Below are 21,615 nucleotides of genomic sequence, written 5' to 3'. Positions count from 1 at the left end.
GCACCGCCCTCGTTTGGGCAGTGCACAGGCTACCAACGATTCAATGCTTACCAGGTGGCGTAACGGGCGTAGTCGGATTCCATCTCCAGGCGATATTGCCCAAAGGTGCGATTGATCGCCGGCAAGGAAGCGATTTCCATGAAACCGCTGGCTGGGCGCATCAAAATCATCGCCACCGTTGCCGACAAATTGTCCTCGCCGCCAGAACTCGGACGCGGTGGTCGGCAGACCGCGAATGGCGTGCCGAAATCATCGAAAAACGCACTTTTCAGGTGTTCCAGCGTCAGGCTGCCATGAAACGGCTTGAGCAATTTCTCGACACGCAAATCACGGTAAAAGCTTTCGGGTGCACCACTGATGCCAGTGTTCTTCAGTTTGATTTGTGCGACCGGACTGCGCCAATGGTTGGCATGCACCAACAGGTCATCGACCTCGAACAGCGGGAACACTTCATCGGGTGCGCATTCGTAGTTGATGCCAAACCCGGCCGCATGGCTGAGCATCATGTTGTTCGAACCGGACTTTGGCGTCACCGCCACGGCTTTCATCGACAGGGCGAAATGATTGGCTTCCAGCGCCTTGCGGCGGATCAGCGGCAATGGCACGCCGAGCGTTTGATAGTCACGATCCGATTCCAGGTTGTTACCGGTAATCGCGGTGCCGATGGAGTTCATGCCCGCCCGGGCCAGGCCACCGGCTTCGGTGAATGTCAGCAGATCGGGGCCGTCGTCACGGCGAATATGCAGGACCACGCCGGTCTCTGCACACTCCATGCGCCAGTCCCAATTTTGCCCATGCAACACCTCATTGTTCGCCGTGGCGCCAGGCAGGATGATCGCGCCGGTACAGCCATCCAGCTCCGGCTTGTCCTGCATCGAACGCCGGCCAAGGTGAATGATCTCGGTACGGGCATTGATCAGCACAATGGCTTCGAAGTCGTGACCGGAGCCTTGCGCGATGCCGCGCATCTCTTCCAGGTACTGCGGCTCGAACGCTTCGATATTGGGTATGAATTGATTGACCAGGCGCTTGATACCGGCCCAGTCATAGCCCATGTCCAGCAGTTGCTGGCCGTAGATTTCAATGCTGCGAGCGATGATCTTTGGGCAGGCTTTGCCGTACTGCACGCCTCGGGCGAATGGCCCGCCACTCAGTTCAATACACGGAAATTGACCACTCATGCCATGCCCTCAAATAGTTTGAGCAAGACCTAGAGCAAGGATCAGACCAATTTTATAAAAACCCAATCAATATTGGCGCCAATTTGAAAACCAATAAAATAGCGCCGGTAAAATGCACCGTTTCCGGTCGTTAAATTGGGTAGGAAATTCACAAATGTGTAAAAAAGTGGCACGAAGCACTTGTCCGTACCACCGTCGTAGCAGGAGGGGATTTTACGTTTGGCGGGTCATTGATTCGGCGTTTCGGGACGCGGGTGCTTGAGGCCAATACAACTCCGACCGTCGATCCCGATGCAGATCGTTACGCGCACTGATGCGCTTGTTCCGCGCCTCGGCCAGGTTCAGCGTCGCCAGCAAAATCTGCTCGCCGCCCTGCTCCGCCGGCCCGGCCAACGGGTAGCCATCGGCATCGACGATGACCGAGCCCTGCACCCAACCGACACCGCGCTCGTGGCCGTGTCGGTCACACGCGGCGATAAACATCCGGTTCACTGAGGCATTGGCCTGGACCCGCACCACTTCCGCCGGCCGCTCGGTCAGTGGCCGTGGTCCGTCAGGCCAATTGACCGGCGCGCAGAGCAGAACTGCGCCGGCCAGCGCCGGCAGGCGCACCCACTCGGGGAACTCCAGGTCGTAGCAAATCAGCATGGCGATGCGTCCATGCACCGTGTCTACAACCGGCGGTGCTTCGTTGCCGGCGCTGAAAATTTCATTCTCGCCATCCCACAGGTGCGCCTTGCGGTACACGGCGCGCAGGCCCTGGGCATCGACCATCGCCGCGCTATTGGCCAGTTCATTGCCGGCCAGCCGCTCGCAGAAACCGCCGACCACGACGATGTTCAGCTCCTTCGCCAGCGCCCCCCACAGACTCAGAATGGGGCCTTCGACCGTTTCGGATAAGGACAGTGCTTCGCTGCGGTCGGCAAACAGGTAGCCGCTCTGCACCAGTTCCGGTAGCACCACCACCTGCGCGCCCTGATAGGCGGCCGAGCGAATCGCCCGTTCTGTGAGTGTGCGGTTGTAAGCGAGGTCGCCTATTTTTGGTGCCAGTTGGCAGCAGGCGACCACGGTTTTTTTTGCGCTGTTCAACGCCCCTCCTCCACGGATTGATGGGCCATGGCGACAATGTCGCGCTCGGTAATGGCGTCGATGATCCGGCCTTCGTAGGCCAGGTCTATCGACCGACTGAGCAGGTAATACGTCAGGCCCGACACCACCAGGCCCACCAGCCAGGCAATGTCCACGCCTTCGAGCATGCGCGCCAGTGGTCCGACGAACACTTCTTTACCCGCGGCGGCATCGAAGATGTAGAAGAACGGCACCATCGCGGCGAAGCCGATCAGGTAGGAGACGATGCCGCGAAATTGCCAGGCGCCGTAGATGCCCTTGGGCGTGAAGAAATGCGGGATCGCGTAGCGGCCCTTGCGCACGAAAAAGTAGTCCACCAGATTGACCGCGGTCCAAGGCACGAGGAAGTACAGGAGCAGCACCAGGAAGGTGTTCAACAGTGCGATGCCGTCGCCTTTGATCGACAACACGCAGGTCAACAGAATGACGCTGATCACCGAGATCGACAGCACTCGGGCGCGAGGGGTCGGGGTGATTTTTTTGATCGAGTCGACTCCGGTCAACAACGTCAGCATGGCGCTGTAAGTGTTGAGCGCGATGATCGGCAGGAAACCCGCGACCGAGACGATCACCAACACGTTGCCCAAGCCAGGAATCATCGATGAACCGACCTGGTTCAGTGCGACCAGCGCATCCGCCGCTTTCAACTGCTGCGCCAGCCAGGCACCGAGGCCGATCATCCAGCTGCCCGACAACGAGGCACCGATGAACACCGCCGCGATCAGTTTCGGCCGGCTGGTGTTTTTCGGCAGGTAGCGGGAATAGTCGGAGACATACGGCGCATAGGAAATGTTGTAGCTCGCACCAATGGCAAACAGCGTGGCAAAGGCCACCCAGTTGAAACCCAGGTCGGTCGCCGGGGTGACGCCCTCCTGCCCCGCGCCGAACATCAGGGCGATGGTGACCAGCGCGTACAGCGGCAACGTGGCCAGCAACGCCCACTTGAAAGCTTTGTGCATCAGGTCATGGCCGTAGATCGACAGCAGCGCGCCGATCAGCACCACCGCAACGGCGACGATGGTCGGGTCGATGCCGAACACATGCTCCAGGCCACTCATGATCAGCGAGATGTTCACCACGTTGAAACCGACGAACACAAACATCGTCGCCATCAGGGCCAGGATCACTCCGCGATAACCAAACTGGGCACGGGACTGGATCATTTGTGGCAGGCCCATTTCCGGCCCTTGCGAACCGTGAAACGCCATGAAGATCGTGCCGAACATAATGCCCAGCGCACCGGCCAGCATCGTCCACAGCACTGACAAGCCGAGGCTGGGGCCGACGAAACCGATAGAGATGGTGAAGAAGTGGAAGTTGCCCAAGAACCAGAAAGGCCCCTGGCTGCTGAGCTTGGCGTGACGTTCGTTTTCCGGGATGTAATCGATCGAGTGGTCTTCGATGGCCAACCCGCTATTCGCCTCGATGGCGTGCGCAGAATGCGGAGACACTGACATACGATTGTTCCTATGCAGTTAATTGTTGTTTTTATGGGCAGATCGCCGGTTTCACTGCAATGTAGGGCGTTGTTCAGGGCTATAAAATATCGCAGGCACACTGTTTACATAGATTAGCGTCTATGTGAGTGAGGATGGGGGAAGGCATGCTGGGAACTGTATCGGAACTGGATCTACGCTTGATCCGGGTATTCCTGACCGTCGTTGAGGCGGGCGGGATCTCGGCGGCGCAAACCGCCCTCAACACCACGCAACCGACCATCAGCGCGCAATTGGCAACGCTCGAAGCGCGGGTCGGATTTCGTCTGTGCGAACGCGGGCGCGGCGGATTTTCGGTGACGCCCAAGGGTGGCCAGTTTGTTGAGGCCGCCCGCCGCTTGCTGGCGGCTGCCGAAGGCTTCCGGGTTGAAGTCCAGCACATCAATCGCAAGGTCTCGGGCAACATCAACATCGGCCTGCTCGGCCAAATCGATCCGCTGGCCAACAAGAAAATCGCCCTGGCCATTGCCCGTTTACGCTCCCGGCACGAAGGGCTGTATTTTCACTTCACCGAGCTGTCGTCATCGCTGCTCGAAGAGAAAATCATCAACAGCCATATCGATCTGGCCATCGGCTACTTCTGGCACCGCTTGCCCAACATTGATTACTTCCCGTTGTTCCAGGAAACCCAGATCGCCTATTGCGCACCCTCTCACCCGTTGTTCGAGCACGTTGGTGCGCTGAGCCGAGAGGATGTCAGCGAATACGATTGGGTGTGGCCCAGCCCCCCCTTGCCGGAAATGCCGGCCCCCGCCTCGATCGAGCGCTTGACCGTGCTCACCGACAGCATGGACGGCGCCGCCCTGCTGATTCTGTCCGGCCAGCACCTGGGCTTCCTGCCGCAGCACTACGCGGCCAAGCATGAACAACTGGGCCAGTTGCACCCGCTGAACCCAGAGCTGCTGCGCTATGAGGTGGGCTTTCACGCGGCGGTTCGGCATTCGGCACGGCAACGGGATCTGGTCAGTGCGTTCCTGACGGAGCTGATCGATATTTTCGCACCGGCGTAAACGTGCAATCGACCGATGACCGAGTTCGCGGCTGGCTCACTCGCTATATAGTTTTGTATATTGCGCAGCTTAAATCGCCAAGACATCGCCATGAGCCGTATTCGTCAGCACAACCAGCACCTCATTCTGGAGGCCGCCAGCGCAGAGTTCGCCGCCAAAGGCTTCGACGCCACCCAGACGCGGGACATCGCAGCGCGTGCGGGTGTGCCGAAAGCGAATCTGTATTACTACTTCCAGAGCAAGGAAAACCTCTACGCCAAGGTGCTGCTCGGGTTTGTCGAGCCGCTGCTGGCAGCGTCGGCGGTGCTGCGCGAAAGCGACGATCCTATCGTGGGATTGCAGGCGTACATCGCCGCACGGATCCGCATCGCTCGGGAACATCCGCACATCGCCAAAGTATTCAGCAGCGAGTTATTGCTGGGGGCCCGGCAACTACCGGCCGAGTGTCGGGACTTGCTGTATGCCGAGGCCCAGCGCAACGTCGAGTGTTTGCGCAGCTGGATTGATCGGGGCTTGCTGGCACCGGTGGATCCGCAGCATCTGATGCTGTTTATCTGGTCGGCGACGCGCACGTATACCAATCTGGGCTGGCAGATGGCGCACATCACCGGACAGAAGAAGCCCAGGGATGCGGACTATCGGAATGCGGCGGCGACCATTACCCGGTTGGTGTTGGGCGGCGTGGTGCCGGAGGTTGCACAGGCTAAACAACCGCTGATGTTCGCGACCTGAGAGGGTTTGGGGCTGCTGTGCAGCCCGGGGTTGGCGTTTCAGAGGCGGATTGCCTGGGTCGGCGTGACGTCGATCCGGGAAACAGCGCTGGTCAGGTGCGCCAAATCCTTGTTGTGCTCGGCGATAATGTCTTCGGCGGTGAGGTTTCCGTTATCGACGGTGGAATGGGCGTCGGCAGCGAGTACCACGTCGTACCCCAGCTCATGCGCCTGGCGCACAGTGGCGTTAACGCAATAGTCGGTTTGCAGGCCGCAGATGATCAGGCGTTCGAAATCCTCCTTCGGCAGCAGCTTTTGCAGGTTGGTCTGGTAGAACGAATCCGGAGTGGTTTTGCGTACATGCAGGTCTTGCGCTGATGTTTCCAGGCCTTCGGCCAGTTGCCAGCCGTCGGAGCCGTGTTTCAACAGGTCGCCTTCTTCGTGCTGGATGAAAATGACGGGGATACCGGCATCGCGGGCCTTCGCGCTCAGGCTGTTGATGTTCTCGATGACGCGCTTGATATTGAAGCACTCGTATTCGCCGCTGCACAGGGCGCGTTGGACGTCGATGACTAACAGTGCGGTGGTCATGGAGTTCCTTCCTTGATCGGTCGATAGATCGGAAACGGACTTGGAATCCGCTCCCCCTTCAACGTGAAGCAGCTTGTAGCAGCTGTCGAGCTCGCGAGGCTGCGTTCGACTGCGAAGCAGTCGTGAATTCAGACGCTGCGGTGTTTCAGGTAAACCGCATGCACAGGTTTCACGACTGCTTCGCAGCCGAACGCAGCCTCGCAAGCTCGACAGCTGCTACAGAACCGAACGCAGCCTCGCAAACTCGACAGCTGCTACAGAGCCGAACGCAGCCTCGCAAGCTCGACAGCTGCTACAAAATCGGGGCCATCCCGGTAAGCCGGGATGGCCTCGGGCCTCAGTAACCGAGCGACAACCCGGTATTACGACGCGGGTCGTTCGCCCCGTAGAAGCGGTTCTTGCCCACCGGTTTACCCTCGAGCGACGGTGCGCCGACGAGAATCGCCGCCAGATGGTTGGCATCCTGCGGCCCGGCAAACTTGTGGCCCCAGCTTTCGAGCAGCTTCACCGTATCCGGACTGGTGGTAAAGGCTTCCAGGTTGGTCTCTTCCGGCAACCACTGCTGGTGGAAACGTGGCGCATCGACTGCTTCCTGGATGTTCATGCCGTAGTCGATCACGTTGAGGATGGTCAGCAAGGTCGCGGTGATGATGCGACTGCCGCCGGGCGTACCCACCACCATCACGACTTTGCCGTCCTTGGTGACGACGGTCGGGCTCATGGACGACAGCGGTGCCTTGCCGGGGGCGATGGCGTTGGCTTCGCCCTGCACCAGGCCGTACATGTTCGGCACGCCGATTTTCGAGGTGAAGTCGTCCATTTCATCGTTAAGGATGACCCCGGTTTTGCTGGCCATGACCCCGGCGCCGAACCAGTCGTTGAGCGTGTAAGTCACCGACACCGCATTGCCCCATTTGTCGACGATCGAGTAATGGGTGGTGTTGCTGCCTTCGTGCGGCGCTACGCCGGGTTTGAGCTCGCGGGACACGCCGGCCTTTTTCGGGTCGATGGCGGCGCGCAGTTTGGTGGCGTAGTTTTTGTCCAGCAGATGGGCGATCGGGTTTTTCACGAAGTCCGGGTCGCCGAGGTAGCTGTTGCGGTCCACATAAGCGTGGCGCATCGCTTCGATCTGGTAATGCATGCCCTGGGCCGAGTGGTAACCGAGGTCTTTCATCGGGTAGCCGTCGAGGATGTTCATGATCTCGCAGATCACCACGCCACCGGAGCTTGGTGGCGGCGCCGAGACCACGTGGTAGCCACGGTAGTCGCACTCGATCGGGGCCAGTTCGCGGGTCTTGTATTTGTCGAGGTCGGCCTGGGTGATGATGCCTTTGTTGGCTTGGCTGGAGGTGACGATGGCGTCGGCCACCCAACCTTTATAGAAACCGTCGGCACCCTTTTCGGAGATTTCCCGCAGGGTTTTACCGAGGTCTTTTTGCACCAGTGTCTGCCCGACTTGCATCGGTTCGCCGTTGCTCAGGAAGATCGCGCCCGAGTCCTTGATGTCCTTCTTGAACACGTCGGTGGCGTAGTCGAGCAAATCGACATCGCCCTGCTCCAGCACAAAACCGTCTTCGGCGAGCTTGATCGCCGGGGCAATCACTTCCTTGCGCGGTTTGGTGCCGTATTTCGACAGTGCCAACTCCATGCCGGAAACAGTGCCGGGCACGCCGACCGCCAGATGGCCACGGGTACTCAGATCAGGGACGACGTTGCCCTCCTTGTCGAGGTACATGTTGGCGGTGGCGGCAAGGGGGGCTTTTTCGCGGAAGTCGAGGAAGGTCTTGCGCCCGTCCGCCAGTTGAATGGTCATGAAACCACCGCCGCCCAGGTTGCCCGCCGCGGGATACACCACCGCCAGCGCATAACCCACCGCGACCGCGGCATCGACGGCGTTGCCACCGTTCTTGAGCACATCAACGCCGACATGACTGGCCAGATGCTGGGCCGTGACCACCATGCCGTTTTCGGCCGCGACGGGGGCCACGGAGGCCGCGTATGCACTGAGGCAGCTGAGCGCCAACGAGGTCGCAATCAGCGATTTGGCAAAAGGTTCGAACTTCATGAGTCGGTCTCTTCTTCTTTTTTAAGTAGGAAAACGCTTCAAGAGCAGTAGGCAGTATGGCTGGGATTGCGTATTGCGCCTCCCCGTCGAGGCAGTATGCTTGCCTCCTGTCCAGCCCATCCGCGGAGTCCGCCGGCATGACTTACACCTGCACCACCCTGGCCTCTCCGGTCGGCGAGTTGAAGCTGGTCGCGAATGGCGCGCGACGGGCGGCCATCCTCGGGGAAAACGACAAACCCGGCCGGGTGCGGCTTGGGCCGATGAGCGAGGCGCCGGATAATCCGATCCTGGTGCGCACCGCAGAGCAGTTGCGGGAATACTTCGCCGGCACCCGCGATCACTTCGAGCTGGAGCTGGATTTTGTCGGCACCGATTTTCAGAAAAAGGTCTGGGCGGCGCTGCTGACCATTCCGTTTGGCGAGACCCGCAGTTATAGCCAGATTGCCGAGCAGATCGGCAACCCCGCCGCGGTCAGGGCGGTGGGTGCAGCGAATGGCAAGAATCCGATTTCAATTGTTGCGCCGTGTCATCGGGTGATTGGCGCATCGGGGAAATTGACGGGGTTTGCCGGGGGGCTTGAAGCGAAGGAGTTGCTGCTGACGCTGGAAGGCTGCGAATGGCCGGGCGCCAGCAGGATGGATGATTTGTTCTCAAATTAACGCGATCTTGTAGCAGCTGGCGAAGCCTGCATTCGGCTGCGAAGCAGTCGTAAAACTGTACGCCGCGATTTACCTGAAACACCGCAGTGAATGGTTTTACGACTGCTGCGCAGCCGAACGCAGGCTGCGCCAGCTGCTACAGGGTTTTGTTTTGTGGTTTAGAAGATGTTTTTCATCGCTGCATACTGCAACAGCATGATGGTCTTCGCGTCGCAGATCTCCCCGCGATAAAAGGCCGCCAGCGCGTCGTCAAACGACCACTCCAACACTTCCAGCTCTTCGGTCTCTTCCTCCAGCCCGCCGCCCTCGCTGACCTTCGATGAAGCGTCGTACTCGGCGATGAAAAAATGCAGCTTTTCAGTCACTGAACCCGGGCTCATATAAGCCTCGAAAACCTTTTGCACGTGGTGCACGCGATAACCGGTTTCCTCCTCCGCTTCACCGCGGATGCGCTCTTCCGGTGCCGCCCCTTCGAGCAGCCCTGCCGCCACTTCAATCAGCAAGCCATCGTGACCGTTGACGAACACCGGCAGCCTGAACTGCCGGGTCAATACGACGGTTTTCTTTTCCCGGTTGAACAGCAGAATCGCCGCGCCATTGCCACGGTCGTAGACCTCGCGGGTCTGGCGTTGCCATTCGCCATTGTTGCGCTGGTAATCGAAGGTAATTTTCTTCAGCAGATACCAGTCGTGGGACAACACCTGGGACTCGATGATGTTGACCCGCTCGGCTGTGTTCGGCATGACAATCCATCCTTTTTTCGTCAGAGGGCCGACATCTTAGACGAAAACACCTTCACGAAAGCTGCGCTTTGTATTCCTTCACATACTGCCCGGCCAACGTCTCTTTCTGTTTGTCGTCGAGCAACTTGCCGGCCATCTGGAAGAACTTCTGCTCTTCCTCCTTGAGGTGGTGATGGACCTTCTCGGCGAGCTTCTTCGCAGTCGCCAGCCAGGCCGGGCTGGACATCTCGGTCTCGTCCAGTTCCTCCATCATTTCGTCCATCTCGTGGTGTTCGGAAATCGCGTGACGGCTAAGGTCGACGCCGTTGTCGAACTCCATCAGCGGGATGTAGAAATGCCGTTCTTCAGCGGTTTCGTGGGCCTGCAGTTCAGACTTCAGTTGCTTGTAAGCCTCGACCCGCTCCGGCGTGTCGCCGCTGGTCTGGATCAGCGCATCGGCATAGGTGCGTTGGCGTTCATGGCTTTCGCGCAAGGCTTCGAAAATATTCACGGGGTGTCCTCATCGGCCGCGTTCTGGAATGACGCTGTTTAGGCTAGACACCTGCGCGCAATCGACGGTTCCACCCAAGGGGCTGGAACAATGACCACTGGCCGCGATAGGCTTGGGGGAATTGTCCCCTCATAGCCATAAGGATTTAGCTGATGAACATGCGCATCGTACAGTCGCAAAACCCCACGGATGAGGAGGAGCAGGCGATTCTCCTGCCGCTGCGCGCCTATAACGCCTCAAAGGCCGGTGTCTCGGTGCAAGAACCGATTGCCTTGCTGATCCGCGACGACAACGGCGACATCCTTGGCGGGCTCTACGGCCGGGTGTTTTACCAGTGGTTATTCATCGAATTGCTGTCGGTGCCGGAACAGGCGCGGGGCCTGGGTATGGGTTCGAAGTTGATGCAGATGGCCGAAGACCTGGCGCGGGAGAAGGGCTGCATCGGGGTCTGGCTCGACACCTTCGACTTCCAGGCGCCGGGGTTCTATCAGAAACTCGGCTACAGCGAGCTGGGCCAGATTGTCGACTACCCGCCGGGCCATAAGCGTTTGTTTTTCCAGAAGCGCCTGACCAACGACGCATAACCCTGTGGGAGCGGGCTTGCCCGCGATTGTGGTGGATCAATCAGCAAATATGCCGTCTGACACTACGCTATCGCGGGCAAGCCCGCTCCCACATTGAGTATTGCGTTGGCCTTAAAGGCAGGTGGCCAACGCCGCCAAACGGCGCTTGGCGACAAAGTCGTCATGCTGCGCGTAATAGCTCAATACGGTGCCAGAAGCATCCGTGGTCACGTCGACAAAAGACTCCGCCGAACGCGTGTAAACGGTGGTCCCGCTCTTCTCGCCCGGCTGCAAGTACGCACCCGCATCGACACCGAACACCGCCTCGTCCTGCCAGGAAAACTGCACGCACTGGGCGACGACTTTTTCCGGTTTGTCCGAGTTCAGGGTTTTATACGGGGCTTTGCTGCGGGCATCGTTCATCGCCGAGCCGGCGCATCCCGCCAGCAACGTTACCGCCAGCGCCACCATCAGAATTCGCATTGCGTTCGCTCATCAAGAAAAAGCGGACTGTATCACCGTGGCACGGCGTATCGTTCTGCTTTACTTCATTTATACCGCGACACCGCGTGACGTTTCGCGCACCCTGTCGCGCCATTAACGCTGCATCGCTCATTTTTTGGAACGCTCATGACACCCAACGCCGAATATTACAAACCGACCGCTGAGTATGCCGACAAGCTGATCAGCCAGATCGGTCAGACGCCCTCCTGGATCGCCAAGCGAATCGGCGTCACCGACAAGCGCATCCGCTACATCCTCGACGGCGAAAGAACCGTCAAAGGCGAAACCACGCCGATCCAGATGACCTACCCCGAGCAGTTTGCCCTCGAGTGCCTGGCCGCTGCAGCGAAAGCCAGCAAGAAGCAATCTTCGTAACCCATTCTCAAGGAGCGACCATGGCGGCAACCGAACAGCAACACGAGCAAGCGCTGAAGAGGTTTCTCGATGAGCGCCCGCAACTGCGCGACGAACTCGATCACCTCAACCCGCTATTGGCCCAGGCCAAGGGTGAGACCGCAGCGCAGTACCGCGACGAACGCTTGCATGAGGCCTTCGAAGCTGAAGCCGAGCGCCTGGGGTTGTTTGCCTGGGAGCTGACGCTGCAACTGACCGCGCCGACGCCTGAGGACTACCAGGCCCAGCGCATGGAAGTGCACAAGGAAGTCGCCGAAATGGCCGATATGGACTGGCTGGAGTATTGCGAGTTATATGGATTGAGTAAGTGACCGTTACGGTCGCTGCCTGAGGACGACCTTCGCCGATGTTGCCATCCCTCTCGACTGACCGCGCCAGCCCAGGCCATCTGCATACCCGCAAATGGCGCGGCCGCATCGGCATGACGCTGGTTGCCAGCCTCTCGGTGCTCGCGGGCATGACCGACGCCATCGGCTTCATGGCCAGTGGCGATTTCGTTTCGTTCATGAGCGGCAACACCACCCGCCTCGCCGTGGCCATCAGCGACGGCGACCTGGGCCTGACCTTGCGCCTGCTGACCCTCGTTGCCACGTTCATCATCGGCAATGCCCTGGGCATCGTCGTCAGCCGTCTCGGCGGACGGCGGGCGCTGCCCTTGCTGCTGTGCATCGCCATGCTGCTCTGTGGTTCCGCCGCCTGGCCCTACGACGAACAGTTGCCGGCGCTGCTGGCGGCAATCATCGCCATGGGCATGCTCAATGCCGCCGTGGAAGAAGTGAACGGTTTGCCGGTCGGCCTGACCTACGTCACCGGCGCCCTGTCGCGCTTCGGCCGTGGCCTGGGGCGCTGGATGCTCGGCGAGCGGCGCAATGGCTGGCGCGTGCAACTGGTCCCCTGGACCGGCATGTTTGCCGGTGCGGTGCTCGGCGCGGTGCTGGAACATCACTTGGGGCTCAAGGCGCTGTTTGTCAGCGGGCTGCTGGCCGGGGCGCTGGGATTGCTGTCGCTGAAGATTCCGCTGCGTTGGCAGTTGGGGTATATGCCGCGCTGAATCTTGTGTGGCTTGTTCGGGCCTCATCGCGGGCAAGCCCGCTCCCACAGGTTTTGTGGTGAAGCGACGATCTTGGGCATCTCACAAATCCCTGTGGGAGCGGCGGTGCGGCGATCCGACTTGCCCGCGATGACGCACGCACAGACAACATCGATTTAGCCGCCCCGCCGATAAAGCTTTATCATGGCCGCAGTTTCGCTGATCGAGTCCGTCATGAAGTTCGCCATCGCGCTGTTTTCCGCCGCCCACGCGCCCTCCTCCCGTCGCGCCTTGCTGTTTGCCCAGGCTGCGCTGGCCGGTGGGCATGAGATTGTCCGGCTGTTTTTCTATCAGGACGGTGTCTACAACGCCTCCGGCAGCGTGGTCACGCCTCAGGATGAGCAGGACTTGCCCAAGCAATGGCGCGCCTTAGTGTCCGAGCATCAACTCGATGGCGTCGTCTGCATCGCCGCCGCTCTGCGTCGTGGCGTGTTGAACGAAGAAGAAGCCAAACGCTATCAGCGAGAAGCGGTTGCCGTCGGCGCGCCGTGGGAATTATCCGGCCTCGGCCAATTACACGATGCGGTACAGGATGCCGACCGCCTGATCTGTTTCGGAGGCGCGTGAGATGCCCAAATCCTTGCTGATCATCAGCCGTCAGGCGCCCTGGTCCGGGCCCAATGCGCGGGAAGCGCTGGACATCGTCCTGGCGGGCGGCGCCTTCGATCTGCCGATCGGCCTTTTGTTTCTCGATGACGGGGTGTTCCAGCTCGCTGCCAAGCAAGACGCCAAGGCCCTGCAACAGAAAGACCTGAGCGCGAACCTGCAAGCCCTGCCGATGTTCGGTGTCGAAGACCTGTTCGTCTGTGGCGACAGCGCTGGGGAACGGGGTCTGGACCCGACCGGTCTGGCGCTGGAAGAAGCCCAGGTGTTGTCCGCTCACGAAATCACCGCACTTATTGACCGTTACGACCAGGTGATCACCCTCTGATGCCGACTTTGCATGTGTTGTCTCATTCCCCGTTCGGCGACGACCGCCTGACCAGTTGCCTGCGCGTGATCGGCGCTGACGATGCGTTGCTGCTGTCTGGCGATGCGGCGTATGCCTTGCAGCCAGGCACTGCACCGTTCAACACGCTGAACGCCCGCCGTCCGAAACTGTTCGTACTGGCCGAAGATGCCCAGGCCCGGGCGCTTGTCGTTCCGGACTGGGCCAGTGCCATCGATTACCCGGCCTTCGTCGAGCTGTCGATTCACTACGATAAGGTCAACAGCTGGCTATGAATTCCCTGACAGTCGGCGCCCGCGCCATCGAGTTGGACAAGGACGGCTTTCTGGTTGACCTGAGCGACTGGTCGTTTGAGGTGGCCGGCGCCCTGGCCGCCGCCGAAGACATCGAGTTGAGCCCCGAACACTGGGAAATCCTCGAGCTGTTGCGCAGCTTCTACGACGAATTCCAGCTGTCGCCGGCCACCCGTCCGCTGATCAAGTACACCGCATTGAAGCTGGCCCCGGACAAGGGCAACAGCCTGCACCTGAACCGACTGTTCAAAGGCACCCCTGCCAAACTCGCCGCAAAACTGGCGGGCCTGCCCAAACCGACGAATTGCTTATGACCGACTTCCCAGCGCTGACCCTCGAAACGCCCGCCGAACACCCGTTCGCCCAATTCGTACGGATACTCGGCAAAGGCAAGCGCGGCGCCCGCGACCTGACCCGTGAAGAAGCCCGCCAAGCCATGGGCATGGTGCTCGACGACAAGGTCGAAGAGACCCAGCTCGGCGCGTTCCTGATGCTGTTGCGGCACAAGGAAGAAAGCGCCGAGGAAATGGCCGGGTTCACCGAAGCCTTGCGTGAACGCTTGAATCCACCGGCATTGGCCGTCGATCTCGACTGGCCGACCTATGCCGGCAAGAAGCGTCATTTGCCGTGGTATCTGCTGGCGGCCAAGTGCCTGGCGCAGAACGGTCTGCGCGTGTTCATGCACGGCGGCGGCGCCCACACGGCCGGTCGCCTGTACAGCGAACAATTGCTGAGCGAGTTGAACATCCCGCTGTGCCGCAACTGGCAACAGGTCGGCGAGGCGCTCGACGACGGCGGCCTGGCCTTCATGCCGCTGGTGGACTGGGCGCCGCAGTTGCAACGGATGATCGACCTGCGCAACACCCTGGGCCTGCGCTCGCCGATCCACTCCCTGACGCGGATTCTCAATCCGCTGGGCGCCCGCTGCGGCCTGCAAAGCATCTTCCACCCCGGCTACCAGGCGGTGCATCGCGATGCGAGCGGCTTGCTCGGTGACACTGCAATCGTGGTCAAGGGCGATGGCGGCGAGATCGAGATCAACCCGGATGCCGACAGCCACCTGTACGGCACCACCGGCGGCGAAAGCTGGGACGAGGAATGGCCGCAACTGTCGAGCCAGCGCCACGTCAAACCGGCCTCGCTTGAGCCTGAGCATATGAAAGCCGTGTGGCGCGGCGACGTGGTCGACAGCTACCCGCAAATGGCGCTGATTTCGACCATGGCCCTGGCCTTGCGCGGCCTCGGCCAGCCCCGCGAGCAAGCCTTCGAAACCGCCCAGCAGTATTGGGATGCGCGGGACAGATCGATTTAACCGATCATAACCCTTCAACCTTTGCGCTTTTTGTTCGAACTCATGGGCATAGACTCCTCTCCAACGCTTATCGGATTGAGGAGTCTTGGACATGGGTTTGTTAGTCGAAGGTCGCTGGCATGACCAGTGGTACGAAAGCAGCAAGGACGGCGCGTTCCAGCGTGAACAGGCGCAACGTCGCAACTGGCTGACCGCTGACGGCAAGCCGGGCCCGAGCGGTGTCGGTGGGTTTGCCGCCGAGGCTGGTCGCTATCATCTCTACGTATCGCTCGCCTGTCCGTGGGCCCATCGCACGCTGATCCTGCGCAAACTCAAAGGCCTCGACAGCCTGATCGACGTGTCGGTGGTCAGTTGGCTGATGCTGGAAAACGGCTGGACCTTCGATCAGAACCTTGGCTCGACGGGCGACAAACTCGACCACTTCACCTTCATGCACCAGCGCTACACCGCCGATACCGCCGACTACACCGGCCGCGTCACCGTACCGGTGCTCTGGGACAAACAGCAGAATCGCATCGTCAATAATGAATCGGCGGAGATTATCCGCATGTTCAACAGCGCGTTCGATGAGTTGACCGGCAATGAGCTGGACTTCTACCCGGCGCCGCTTCGCAGCGAGATCGATGCGCTGAACGAACGGATTTATCCGGCGGTGAACAACGGCGTGTACCGCGCCGGGTTTGCTACGTCGCAGAAGGCTTATGAAGAGGCGTTCGATGATGTGTTTGCCGAGCTGGATCGGCTGGAGTTATTGCTCGGTGCCAATCGCTATCTGACTGGCGAATACCTGACGGAAGCGGATATACGGTTGTTCACCACGCTGATTCGTTTTGATGCGGTGTACTACGGGCACTTCAAGTGCAACCTGCGGCGGATTGCCGATTATCCGAATTTGTCGAACTGGCTACGGGAGATTTACCAGTGGCCGGGGATTGCCGAGACGGTGAGTTTTGAGCACATCAAGAATCATTACTACGGAAGCCACAAGACCATCAATCCGACGGGGATTGTTCCTAAAGGGCCAGCGCAGGATTTCACAGCCCCGCATGATCGCGAGCGGTTGAGCGGGAAAGGGGTTTGGCGCAGGAATCCCATTTGATCCGGAATATCGGGTAGGTTTGAGGGCCCCATCGCGGGCAAGCCCGCTCCCACAGTTTTTTGTGTTCTGCCAAAAATTGCAGCCTCAACACATACCCTGTGGGAGCGGGCTTGCCCGCGATGGGGGCGACTCGGTGTTCAGACTTGAGACTGGGCCCCTTCAAACCAGGCCAGTTTCTCGCGCAGTTGCACCACTTCCCCGACAATCACCAGCGTCGGCGCATGCACTTCATGCTCCGCCACCAGTTGCGGCAGGTCCGCCAGGGTGCCAGTAAATACCCGCTGATTAACCGTCGTGCCCTGCTGAATCAACGCCGCCGGGGTATCCGCCGCGCGACCGTGCTTGATCAGCTGCTCGCAGATGATCGGCAAGCCCACCAGCCCCATGTAAAACACCAGGGTTTGTGCCGGCGCGACCAGATCCGCCCACGGCAAATCGGTGGAACCATCCTTCAAGTGCCCGGTGACAAAACGCACCGACTGCGCGTAATCACGGTGTGTCAGCGGAATCCCGGCATACGCCGCGCAACCGCTGGCCGCCGTGATACCCGGCACCACCTGGAACGGAATGCCATGCGCCGCCAACTCTTCGATCTCTTCACCGCCACGGCCGAAGATGAACGGATCACCGCCCTTCAACCGCACCACGCGTTTGCCCTGCTTGGCCAGGTCGACCAATTGCTGGTTGATCTGATCCTGCGGCACGGCGTGATCGGCGCGACGCTTGCCGACGTAAATCCGCTCGGCATCGCGACGGCACAATTCCAGAATCGCCGGCGCCACCAGGCGGTCATACAGCACCACATCGGCTTGCTGCATCCGGCGCAACGCGCGGAAGGTCAGCAGGTCGGGATCACCCGGCCCCGCGCCCACCAGATACACTTCGCCGGTGGCCACGGGTGCTTCGCCATCGATTTTCGCTTGCAGCAGACGCTCGGCTTCAGCGCCCTGCCCGGCCAGTTGCCGGTCGGCAATCGGGCCCTGGAACACGTCTTCCCAGAATGCCCGGCGTTGCTGCACGTCCGGGAACAGGCGTTTGACCTGGCTGCGAAAACGCGCTGCCAGACCGGCCAGTTGACCGTAGGTGGAAGGAATCCAGGTTTCGATCTTGGCGCGGATCAAGCGTGCCAGCACCGGTGCATCGCCGCCGCTGGAAACCGCAATGATCAGCGGCGAACGGTCGACGATCGCCGGGAAGATCACGCTACACAGCGAAGGCGCGTCCACCACGTTGACCGGCACGCAACGCCGATGGGCATCGGCGGAGACTTGCGCGTTCAGCGGTTCGTCATCGGTCGCGGCAATGATCAGCCCGCATCCGTCCAGATCCGCTTCGACGTAGCCACGCAACAGACACTCGCCCCCGCCGCCGGCAACCAGTTCGCGCAGTTGCGGTTCGATTTCAGGTGCGACCACCCGCAGCCGCGCACCGGCATCGGCCAGCAGGCGGGATTTGCGCAAGGCAATCTCCCCGCCGCCGACGACCAACCCACGCCTGCCGCGCAGGTTATGGAACAGCGGCAGATAGTCCATTTAGCCGATGACCTCAAGGCCACCCATGTACGGTTTCAGTACTTCAGGCACACGGATCGAACCGTCGGCCTGCTGGTAGTTTTCCAGCACTGCCACCAATGTACGACCGACCGCCAGGCCGGAACCGTTCAGGGTGTGAACCAGTTCAGGCTTGCCGGTTTCCGGGTTGCGGAAACGCGCCTGCATGCGACGGGCCTGGAAGTCGCCACAGTTGGAGCACGACGAAATCTCGCGGTACTTGTCCTGGCTCGGAATCCACACTTCCAGGTCGTAGGTCTTGACCGCGCTGAACCCCATGTCGCCGGTGCACAGCGCGATGGTGCGGTAAGGCAGTTCCAGCAGTTGCAGGACTTTCTCGGCGTTGGCGGTCAGGCCTTCCAGCGCTTCCATCGACGTCGACGGCTCAACGATCTGGACCATCTCGACCTTGTCGAACTGGTGCTGACGAATCATGCCACGAGTGTCACGACCCGATGCGCCGGCTTCACTGCGGAAGCACGGCGTGTGGGCAACGAACTTGATCGGCAGCAGTTTCGAATCGACGATCTCGCCGGCCACGATGTTGGTCAGCGACACTTCGGCGGTCGGGATCAGGTACAGATCGGCTTCGCCTTCGCGCGCGATCTTGAACAGGTCTTCTTCGAACTTCGGCAACTGGCCGGTGCCTTGCAGCGCCGGGGCTTGAACCAGATAAGGCGTGTAGGCCTCTTCGTAGCCGTGTTCGCTGGTGTGCAGGTTGATCATGAACTGCGCGAGGGCGCGGTGCAGACGCGCGATCGGGCCGCGCAACAGGGAGAAACGGGCGCCGGACAACTTGGCGGCGGTTTCGAAGTCCAGCCAGCCGAACTTCTCGCCCAGGGCGACGTGGTCCTGAACCGGGAAATCGAATGCCTTCGGGGTGCCCCAGCGGCGCACTTCAACGTTGTCTTCTTCGTCTTTACCGACCGGCACGGTTTCGTGTGGCAGGTTCGGGATGCCGAGCAGGATCGAGTCCAGATCGGACTGGATCGCGTCCAGCTCGACTTTGCCGGCGCTCAATTCGTTCGCCATGCGCTCGACGTCAGCCATCAGCGGCGCGATGTCTTCGCCACGCTGCTTGGCCTGGCCGATGGATTTGGAGCGCGCATTACGGTCAGCCTGCAGTGCTTCGGTGCGGGTCTGGACGGTCTTGCGCTGTTCTTCCAGCGCTTCGATGCGCGCGACATCCAGGGCAAAGCCACGGGATGCCAGGCGGTCCGCTACGTCCTGAAGGTTGCTACGTAACAGTTTGGAATCGAGCATGTCGGTCTCTCGTTATCAAAGTTTGGTCAAGGACAGGCCAGCCCAGGTGGCGAGCAGCCCGCCGAATACGCTGATGGCAGCATAGCCCACGGCCAGCGGCATTTGCCCGGTTTCCAGCAGGCGCACCGTATCCAGTGAAAAGGATGAAAAAGTTGTCAGCCCCCCGAGGAAGCCGACCATCAACCCGGCGCGCACCTCGATCGGCACCTCCGGGCGTATCAAAAACAGACCGTATAGAACGCCGATCAGCAAACAGCCGACGATATTAACGGCCAGCGTCGCGGTATAGAAGTGCCGCGGCCAATTAGCGTTGATCCAGTTGCCGGTGGCGAAGCGCAATAGCGTGCCGGCGATACCACCGACAGAGACGGCAACGATCAAGGGAATCACTATTTTCTCCGCTGCCGGGGGCTGAGACGGTCAAGTTGGGCAAGGTGATTGAGCTTCTCGCCGATCTTCAGCTCCAGGCCGCGCGGCACCGGCTGATAGAACGGTTGGGGTTCGAGTTCTTCCGGGAAATAGTCTTCGCCCGCAGCGTAGGCGTCCGGTTCATCGTGGGCATAACGGTATTCGTCGCCGTAACCCAATTGCTTCATCAGCTTGGTCGGCGCGTTGCGCAGGTGCAACGGCACTTCCAGCGAACCGTGTTCGGTGGCACTGCGCATGGCGGCTTTGAAACCCATGTACACCGCGTTGCTTTTCGGCGCGCAGGCCAGATACGTAATGGCCTGGGCCACCGCCAACTCGCCTTCGGGGCTGCCGAGGCGCTCCTGAACTTCCCATGCCGCCAGGCACAGACTCAAGGCGCGCGGGTCAGCGTTGCCGATGTCTTCACTGGCCATGCGCACCACGCGCCGGGCCAGGTACAGCGGATCGCAACCGCCATCGATCATCCGCGCGAACCAGTACAACGCGCCGTCGGGGTTGGAGCCGCGCACCGATTTATGCAGCGCGGAAATCTGGTCGTAGAACGCTTCGCCACCCTTGTCGAAACGCCGACGGGTATCACCGAGCAGGCTTTGCAGCAGATCGACGCCGATCTCGCTGTTGTCTTCAGCCAGGTCCGAGGCGTTTTCCAGCAGGTTGAGCAAACGCCGGCCATCGCCATCGGCGGCGGACAGCAGCATCTGGAAGCCTTCATCGCTGAGGGTCAGTTGCCGCTTGCCCAAGCCACGCTCTTCGGTCAGTGCGCGATACACCAGTTTGCGCAGGGCCGCTTCGTCGAGGCTTTTGAGCACATAGACGCGGGCGCGGGACAGCAGCGCATTGTTGAGTTCAAACGAAGGGTTTTCGGTGGTCGCGCCGATGAAAATCAGCGTGCCGTCTTCAACGTAAGGCAGGAACGCATCCTGCTGGGATTTGTTGAAGCGATGCACTTCATCGACAAACAGGATGGTGCGCTTGCCGTACTGCCCGGCCTGCTGCTTGGCGATTTCCACCGCTTGCCGGATTTCCTTCACCCCGGCCAGGACTGCCGAGACCGTTTCAAAGTGCGCATCCGAGACTTCCGCCAGCAGCCGCGCCAGGGTGGTTTTGCCCACGCCCGGCGGGCCCCAGAAAATCATCGAGTGCAGGGCACCCTGCTCCAGGGCTTCGCGCAATGGCTTGCCGCGAGCGAGCAGGTGTTCCTGACCGACGTACTCGTCCAGATTGGCCGCACGCAAACGGGCGGCCAAGGGCTGAGCTATCGGGGCACTGCGAAACAGGTCCATCACTGCTTATGAAACCTCACTGGGTCGTAACACCGCGCCCCCTGTGGGAGCGGGCTTGCCCGCGATGGGGCCATAACATTCAACATCAGAGTCGCCTGACCCGACGCCATCGCGGGCAAGCCCGCTCCCACAGGTTCTATGTTCTGTTCGTTATTCCTGGATCACGTCGGCACCCTTGGGGATGTCGAACTTGAACTTGGAGGCCGGGATCGGCTCGTTGGCCTTTACGCCGGTGAACAGGATATTGGTGCGCTGACCGACGCTGTCAATCAGTTGCATGTCATTGACCAAGCCATTGCGGAACGACAAGCGCAGGCTGTCGAACAAGGTGTCCTTGGTTTTCGGCTTCAAGGTGAAGTCGATCACGCCGCCGGCTTCCTTGGCGCTGATGTCGAAACTCTGGCTGATCTTCGATACATCACCGGACAGCAACAGTGCCGGGGTCTGGGTCAGGCGCTGGTCGAGGTTCTTGATGGTGACCTGCTCAAGGTCCGGGTCCCACAGGGAAACTTTCTTGCCATCGGACACCATCAGCTGCTCTTGCGGCGCGTCGGTGTGCCAGTAGAACAGGCCAGGACGCTGCAAGGACATTTGACCGGCGGTTTCCTGCAACTGGGTGCCGCTGCCATCGAGGGTCAGTTGGGAGAAACGCGCGGTCAGGGTCTGGGATTTTTCCAGCAATTGGGTCAGACGCGCCACGTCCTTGTCATCGGCGTGGGCCGAAAGCGTGGTCAAAGCCAGTACCGGCAACAACAGCATGCGGATAAGACGCATGGGAGTCCTCATAACATTC

General features: G+C 60.4%; 26 protein-coding genes. 13 read left to right on the top strand and 13 right to left on the bottom strand.

What is annotated here, in order from left to right; translation table 11 throughout:
* Positions 1–47 precede the first annotated feature (47 nt).
* The 3 genes from AEQ67_RS26025 to AEQ67_RS26015 form a co-directional block, all read right to left on the bottom strand.
* On the bottom strand, positions 48–1,181 hold the full coding sequence (locus tag AEQ67_RS26025; RefSeq protein WP_059406640.1) for a C45 family autoproteolytic acyltransferase/hydolase: 1,134 nt from the start codon (positions 1,179–1,181) through the stop codon (positions 48–50).
* Between the two features lie 213 nt (positions 1,182–1,394).
* Positions 1,395–2,270, bottom strand: a complete 876-nt coding sequence (locus AEQ67_RS26020) for a nitrilase family protein (protein WP_059406639.1) — start codon at positions 2,268–2,270, stop codon at positions 1,395–1,397.
* Positions 2,267–3,766, bottom strand: coding sequence for a purine-cytosine permease family protein (locus AEQ67_RS26015; RefSeq protein WP_059406638.1), 1,500 nt, complete (start codon positions 3,764–3,766; stop codon positions 2,267–2,269). The genes AEQ67_RS26020 and AEQ67_RS26015 overlap by 4 nt, the downstream gene beginning before the upstream one ends.
* Before the next feature lie 146 nt (positions 3,767–3,912).
* On the opposite strand from AEQ67_RS26015, the gene AEQ67_RS26010 reads away from it, so the two are divergent.
* Entirely contained in the window at positions 3,913–4,815 is a 903-nt protein-coding gene (locus AEQ67_RS26010) for a LysR family transcriptional regulator (RefSeq protein WP_059406637.1), read from the top strand.
* Between the two features lie 90 nt (positions 4,816–4,905).
* Entirely contained in the window at positions 4,906–5,547 is a 642-nt protein-coding gene (locus tag AEQ67_RS26005; protein ID WP_059406636.1) for a TetR/AcrR family transcriptional regulator, read from the top strand.
* 38 nt (positions 5,548–5,585) lie between these two features.
* On the opposite strand, the gene AEQ67_RS26000 is transcribed toward AEQ67_RS26005, so the two are convergent.
* A complete protein-coding gene (locus tag AEQ67_RS26000) occupies positions 5,586–6,116 on the bottom strand; it encodes a cysteine hydrolase family protein (protein WP_059406635.1) in 531 nt (176 codons plus the stop codon).
* Positions 6,117–6,453: 337 nt separating this feature from the next.
* Positions 6,454–8,181: a gamma-glutamyltransferase gene (gene ggt / locus AEQ67_RS25995; protein WP_059406634.1), complete on the bottom strand. Its 1,728-nt coding sequence runs from the start codon at positions 8,179–8,181 to the stop codon at positions 6,454–6,456.
* A gap of 137 nt (positions 8,182–8,318) precedes the next feature.
* On the opposite strand from ggt, the gene AEQ67_RS25990 reads away from it, so the two are divergent.
* Complete coding sequence (locus AEQ67_RS25990) at positions 8,319–8,840, top strand: methylated-DNA--[protein]-cysteine S-methyltransferase (protein ID WP_059406633.1); 522 nt, start codon at positions 8,319–8,321, stop codon at positions 8,838–8,840.
* Between the two features lie 158 nt (positions 8,841–8,998).
* On the opposite strand, the gene AEQ67_RS25985 is transcribed toward AEQ67_RS25990, so the two are convergent.
* Positions 8,999–9,583: an NUDIX domain-containing protein gene (locus AEQ67_RS25985; RefSeq protein ID WP_059406632.1), complete on the bottom strand. Its 585-nt coding sequence runs from the start codon at positions 9,581–9,583 to the stop codon at positions 8,999–9,001.
* A 52-nt stretch (positions 9,584–9,635) separates the two neighbouring features.
* A complete protein-coding gene (locus AEQ67_RS25980) occupies positions 9,636–10,073 on the bottom strand; it encodes a hemerythrin domain-containing protein (RefSeq protein ID WP_059406631.1) in 438 nt (145 codons plus the stop codon).
* Between the two features lie 152 nt (positions 10,074–10,225).
* Here AEQ67_RS25980 and AEQ67_RS25975 point away from each other — a divergent pair, with 152 nt between their 5' ends.
* Positions 10,226–10,657, top strand: a complete 432-nt coding sequence (locus AEQ67_RS25975) for a GNAT family N-acetyltransferase (protein WP_059406630.1) — start codon at positions 10,226–10,228, stop codon at positions 10,655–10,657.
* A 111-nt stretch (positions 10,658–10,768) separates the two neighbouring features.
* On the opposite strand, the gene AEQ67_RS25970 is transcribed toward AEQ67_RS25975, so the two are convergent.
* Complete coding sequence (locus AEQ67_RS25970; protein ID WP_059406629.1) at positions 10,769–11,119, bottom strand: hypothetical protein; 351 nt, start codon at positions 11,117–11,119, stop codon at positions 10,769–10,771.
* 147 nt (positions 11,120–11,266) lie between these two features.
* Here AEQ67_RS25970 and AEQ67_RS25965 point away from each other — a divergent pair, with 147 nt between their 5' ends.
* The 9 genes from AEQ67_RS25965 (at position 11,267) to AEQ67_RS25925 (ending at position 16,297) form a co-directional block, all read left to right on the top strand.
* Complete coding sequence (locus AEQ67_RS25965) at positions 11,267–11,515, top strand: hypothetical protein (RefSeq protein WP_008154823.1); 249 nt, start codon at positions 11,267–11,269, stop codon at positions 11,513–11,515.
* A 20-nt stretch (positions 11,516–11,535) separates the two neighbouring features.
* On the top strand, positions 11,536–11,865 hold the full coding sequence (locus tag AEQ67_RS25960; RefSeq protein ID WP_059406628.1) for a DUF6388 family protein: 330 nt from the start codon (positions 11,536–11,538) through the stop codon (positions 11,863–11,865).
* Positions 11,866–11,900: 35 nt separating this feature from the next.
* Positions 11,901–12,605 (top strand): YoaK family protein, encoded by a 705-nt coding sequence (locus AEQ67_RS25955; protein WP_059406627.1) that lies wholly within the window; start codon positions 11,901–11,903, stop codon positions 12,603–12,605.
* 213 nt (positions 12,606–12,818) lie between these two features.
* Positions 12,819–13,211: a sulfurtransferase complex subunit TusD gene (gene tusD / locus AEQ67_RS25950; RefSeq protein ID WP_059406647.1), complete on the top strand. Its 393-nt coding sequence runs from the start codon at positions 12,819–12,821 to the stop codon at positions 13,209–13,211.
* A gap of 1 nt (position 13,212) precedes the next feature.
* On the top strand, positions 13,213–13,575 hold the full coding sequence (tusC, locus tag AEQ67_RS25945) for a sulfurtransferase complex subunit TusC (protein WP_059406626.1): 363 nt from the start codon (positions 13,213–13,215) through the stop codon (positions 13,573–13,575).
* Positions 13,575–13,868 (top strand): sulfurtransferase complex subunit TusB, encoded by a 294-nt coding sequence (gene tusB / locus AEQ67_RS25940; protein ID WP_059406625.1) that lies wholly within the window; start codon positions 13,575–13,577, stop codon positions 13,866–13,868. Before tusC ends, tusB begins: the two co-directional genes overlap by 1 nt.
* On the top strand, positions 13,865–14,200 hold the full coding sequence (locus AEQ67_RS25935; RefSeq protein WP_059406624.1) for a TusE/DsrC/DsvC family sulfur relay protein: 336 nt from the start codon (positions 13,865–13,867) through the stop codon (positions 14,198–14,200). The genes tusB and AEQ67_RS25935 overlap by 4 nt, the downstream gene beginning before the upstream one ends.
* Positions 14,197–15,198, top strand: coding sequence for a glycosyl transferase family protein (locus tag AEQ67_RS25930; protein ID WP_059406623.1), 1,002 nt, complete (start codon positions 14,197–14,199; stop codon positions 15,196–15,198). The genes AEQ67_RS25935 and AEQ67_RS25930 overlap by 4 nt, the downstream gene beginning before the upstream one ends.
* A 91-nt stretch (positions 15,199–15,289) precedes the next feature.
* On the top strand, positions 15,290–16,297 hold the full coding sequence (locus tag AEQ67_RS25925; RefSeq protein WP_059406622.1) for a glutathione S-transferase family protein: 1,008 nt from the start codon (positions 15,290–15,292) through the stop codon (positions 16,295–16,297).
* 137 nt (positions 16,298–16,434) lie between these two features.
* Here the strand turns inward: AEQ67_RS25925 and cysG are convergent, their stop codons facing one another.
* From cysG to lolA, 5 genes are all read right to left on the bottom strand, one after another.
* The gene (cysG, locus tag AEQ67_RS25920) at positions 16,435–17,829 is read right to left on the bottom strand and encodes a siroheme synthase CysG (protein WP_059406621.1); all 1,395 of its coding nucleotides are present in this window, start codon (positions 17,827–17,829) and stop codon (positions 16,435–16,437) included.
* Entirely contained in the window at positions 17,830–19,110 is a 1,281-nt protein-coding gene (serS, locus tag AEQ67_RS25915; protein WP_059406620.1) for a serine--tRNA ligase, read from the bottom strand.
* Between the two features lie 15 nt (positions 19,111–19,125).
* A complete protein-coding gene (crcB, locus tag AEQ67_RS25910; protein WP_059406619.1) occupies positions 19,126–19,500 on the bottom strand; it encodes a fluoride efflux transporter CrcB in 375 nt (124 codons plus the stop codon).
* Complete coding sequence (locus tag AEQ67_RS25905; protein WP_059406618.1) at positions 19,500–20,822, bottom strand: replication-associated recombination protein A; 1,323 nt, start codon at positions 20,820–20,822, stop codon at positions 19,500–19,502. The genes crcB and AEQ67_RS25905 overlap by 1 nt, the downstream gene beginning before the upstream one ends.
* 150 nt (positions 20,823–20,972) lie before the next feature.
* Positions 20,973–21,596, bottom strand: a complete 624-nt coding sequence (gene lolA, locus AEQ67_RS25900) for an outer membrane lipoprotein chaperone LolA (RefSeq protein WP_059406617.1) — start codon at positions 21,594–21,596, stop codon at positions 20,973–20,975.
* Positions 21,597–21,615: the final 19 nt, after the last annotated feature.

The organism is Pseudomonas sp. RIT-PI-q (genome assembly GCF_001297125.1).
GTDB lineage: Bacteria > Pseudomonadota > Gammaproteobacteria > Pseudomonadales > Pseudomonadaceae > Aquipseudomonas.
This window is presented reverse-complemented; position numbering and strand designations above follow the sequence as displayed.

What these genes read in the sequence shown, in the direction of transcription:
- AEQ67_RS25930 (WP_059406623.1), top strand. Translation starts at nt 14,197, where the DNA reads ATGACCGACTTCCCAGCGCTGACCCTCGAAACGCCCGCCGAACACCCG.
- tusD (WP_059406647.1), top strand. Translation starts at nt 12,819, where the DNA reads ATGAAGTTCGCCATCGCGCTGTTTTCCGCCGCCCACGCGCCCTCCTCC.
- AEQ67_RS25955 (WP_059406627.1), top strand. Translation starts at nt 11,901, where the DNA reads ATGTTGCCATCCCTCTCGACTGACCGCGCCAGCCCAGGCCATCTGCAT.
- AEQ67_RS25990 (WP_059406633.1), top strand. Translation starts at nt 8,319, where the DNA reads ATGACTTACACCTGCACCACCCTGGCCTCTCCGGTCGGCGAGTTGAAG.
- serS (WP_059406620.1), bottom strand. Translation starts at nt 19,110, where the DNA reads ATGCTCGATTCCAAACTGTTACGTAGCAACCTTCAGGACGTAGCGGAC.
- AEQ67_RS25925 (WP_059406622.1), top strand. Translation starts at nt 15,290, where the DNA reads ATGGGTTTGTTAGTCGAAGGTCGCTGGCATGACCAGTGGTACGAAAGC.
- tusC (WP_059406626.1), top strand. Translation starts at nt 13,213, where the DNA reads ATGCCCAAATCCTTGCTGATCATCAGCCGTCAGGCGCCCTGGTCCGGG.
- AEQ67_RS25905 (WP_059406618.1), bottom strand. Translation starts at nt 20,822, where the DNA reads ATGGACCTGTTTCGCAGTGCCCCGATAGCTCAGCCCTTGGCCGCCCGT.
- AEQ67_RS25960 (WP_059406628.1), top strand. Translation starts at nt 11,536, where the DNA reads ATGGCGGCAACCGAACAGCAACACGAGCAAGCGCTGAAGAGGTTTCTC.
- AEQ67_RS25985 (WP_059406632.1), bottom strand. Translation starts at nt 9,583, where the DNA reads ATGCCGAACACAGCCGAGCGGGTCAACATCATCGAGTCCCAGGTGTTG.
- cysG (WP_059406621.1), bottom strand. Translation starts at nt 17,829, where the DNA reads ATGGACTATCTGCCGCTGTTCCATAACCTGCGCGGCAGGCGTGGGTTG.
- AEQ67_RS26000 (WP_059406635.1), bottom strand. Translation starts at nt 6,116, where the DNA reads ATGACCACCGCACTGTTAGTCATCGACGTCCAACGCGCCCTGTGCAGC.
- AEQ67_RS26015 (WP_059406638.1), bottom strand. Translation starts at nt 3,766, where the DNA reads ATGTCAGTGTCTCCGCATTCTGCGCACGCCATCGAGGCGAATAGCGGG.
- AEQ67_RS25975 (WP_059406630.1), top strand. Translation starts at nt 10,226, where the DNA reads ATGAACATGCGCATCGTACAGTCGCAAAACCCCACGGATGAGGAGGAG.
- AEQ67_RS26010 (WP_059406637.1), top strand. Translation starts at nt 3,913, where the DNA reads ATGCTGGGAACTGTATCGGAACTGGATCTACGCTTGATCCGGGTATTC.
- AEQ67_RS26025 (WP_059406640.1), bottom strand. Translation starts at nt 1,181, where the DNA reads ATGAGTGGTCAATTTCCGTGTATTGAACTGAGTGGCGGGCCATTCGCC.
- AEQ67_RS25965 (WP_008154823.1), top strand. Translation starts at nt 11,267, where the DNA reads ATGACACCCAACGCCGAATATTACAAACCGACCGCTGAGTATGCCGAC.
- AEQ67_RS25935 (WP_059406624.1), top strand. Translation starts at nt 13,865, where the DNA reads ATGAATTCCCTGACAGTCGGCGCCCGCGCCATCGAGTTGGACAAGGAC.
- AEQ67_RS25970 (WP_059406629.1), bottom strand. Translation starts at nt 11,119, where the DNA reads ATGCGAATTCTGATGGTGGCGCTGGCGGTAACGTTGCTGGCGGGATGC.
- AEQ67_RS26005 (WP_059406636.1), top strand. Translation starts at nt 4,906, where the DNA reads ATGAGCCGTATTCGTCAGCACAACCAGCACCTCATTCTGGAGGCCGCC.
- lolA (WP_059406617.1), bottom strand. Translation starts at nt 21,596, where the DNA reads ATGCGTCTTATCCGCATGCTGTTGTTGCCGGTACTGGCTTTGACCACG.
- tusB (WP_059406625.1), top strand. Translation starts at nt 13,575, where the DNA reads ATGCCGACTTTGCATGTGTTGTCTCATTCCCCGTTCGGCGACGACCGC.
- ggt (WP_059406634.1), bottom strand. Translation starts at nt 8,181, where the DNA reads ATGAAGTTCGAACCTTTTGCCAAATCGCTGATTGCGACCTCGTTGGCG.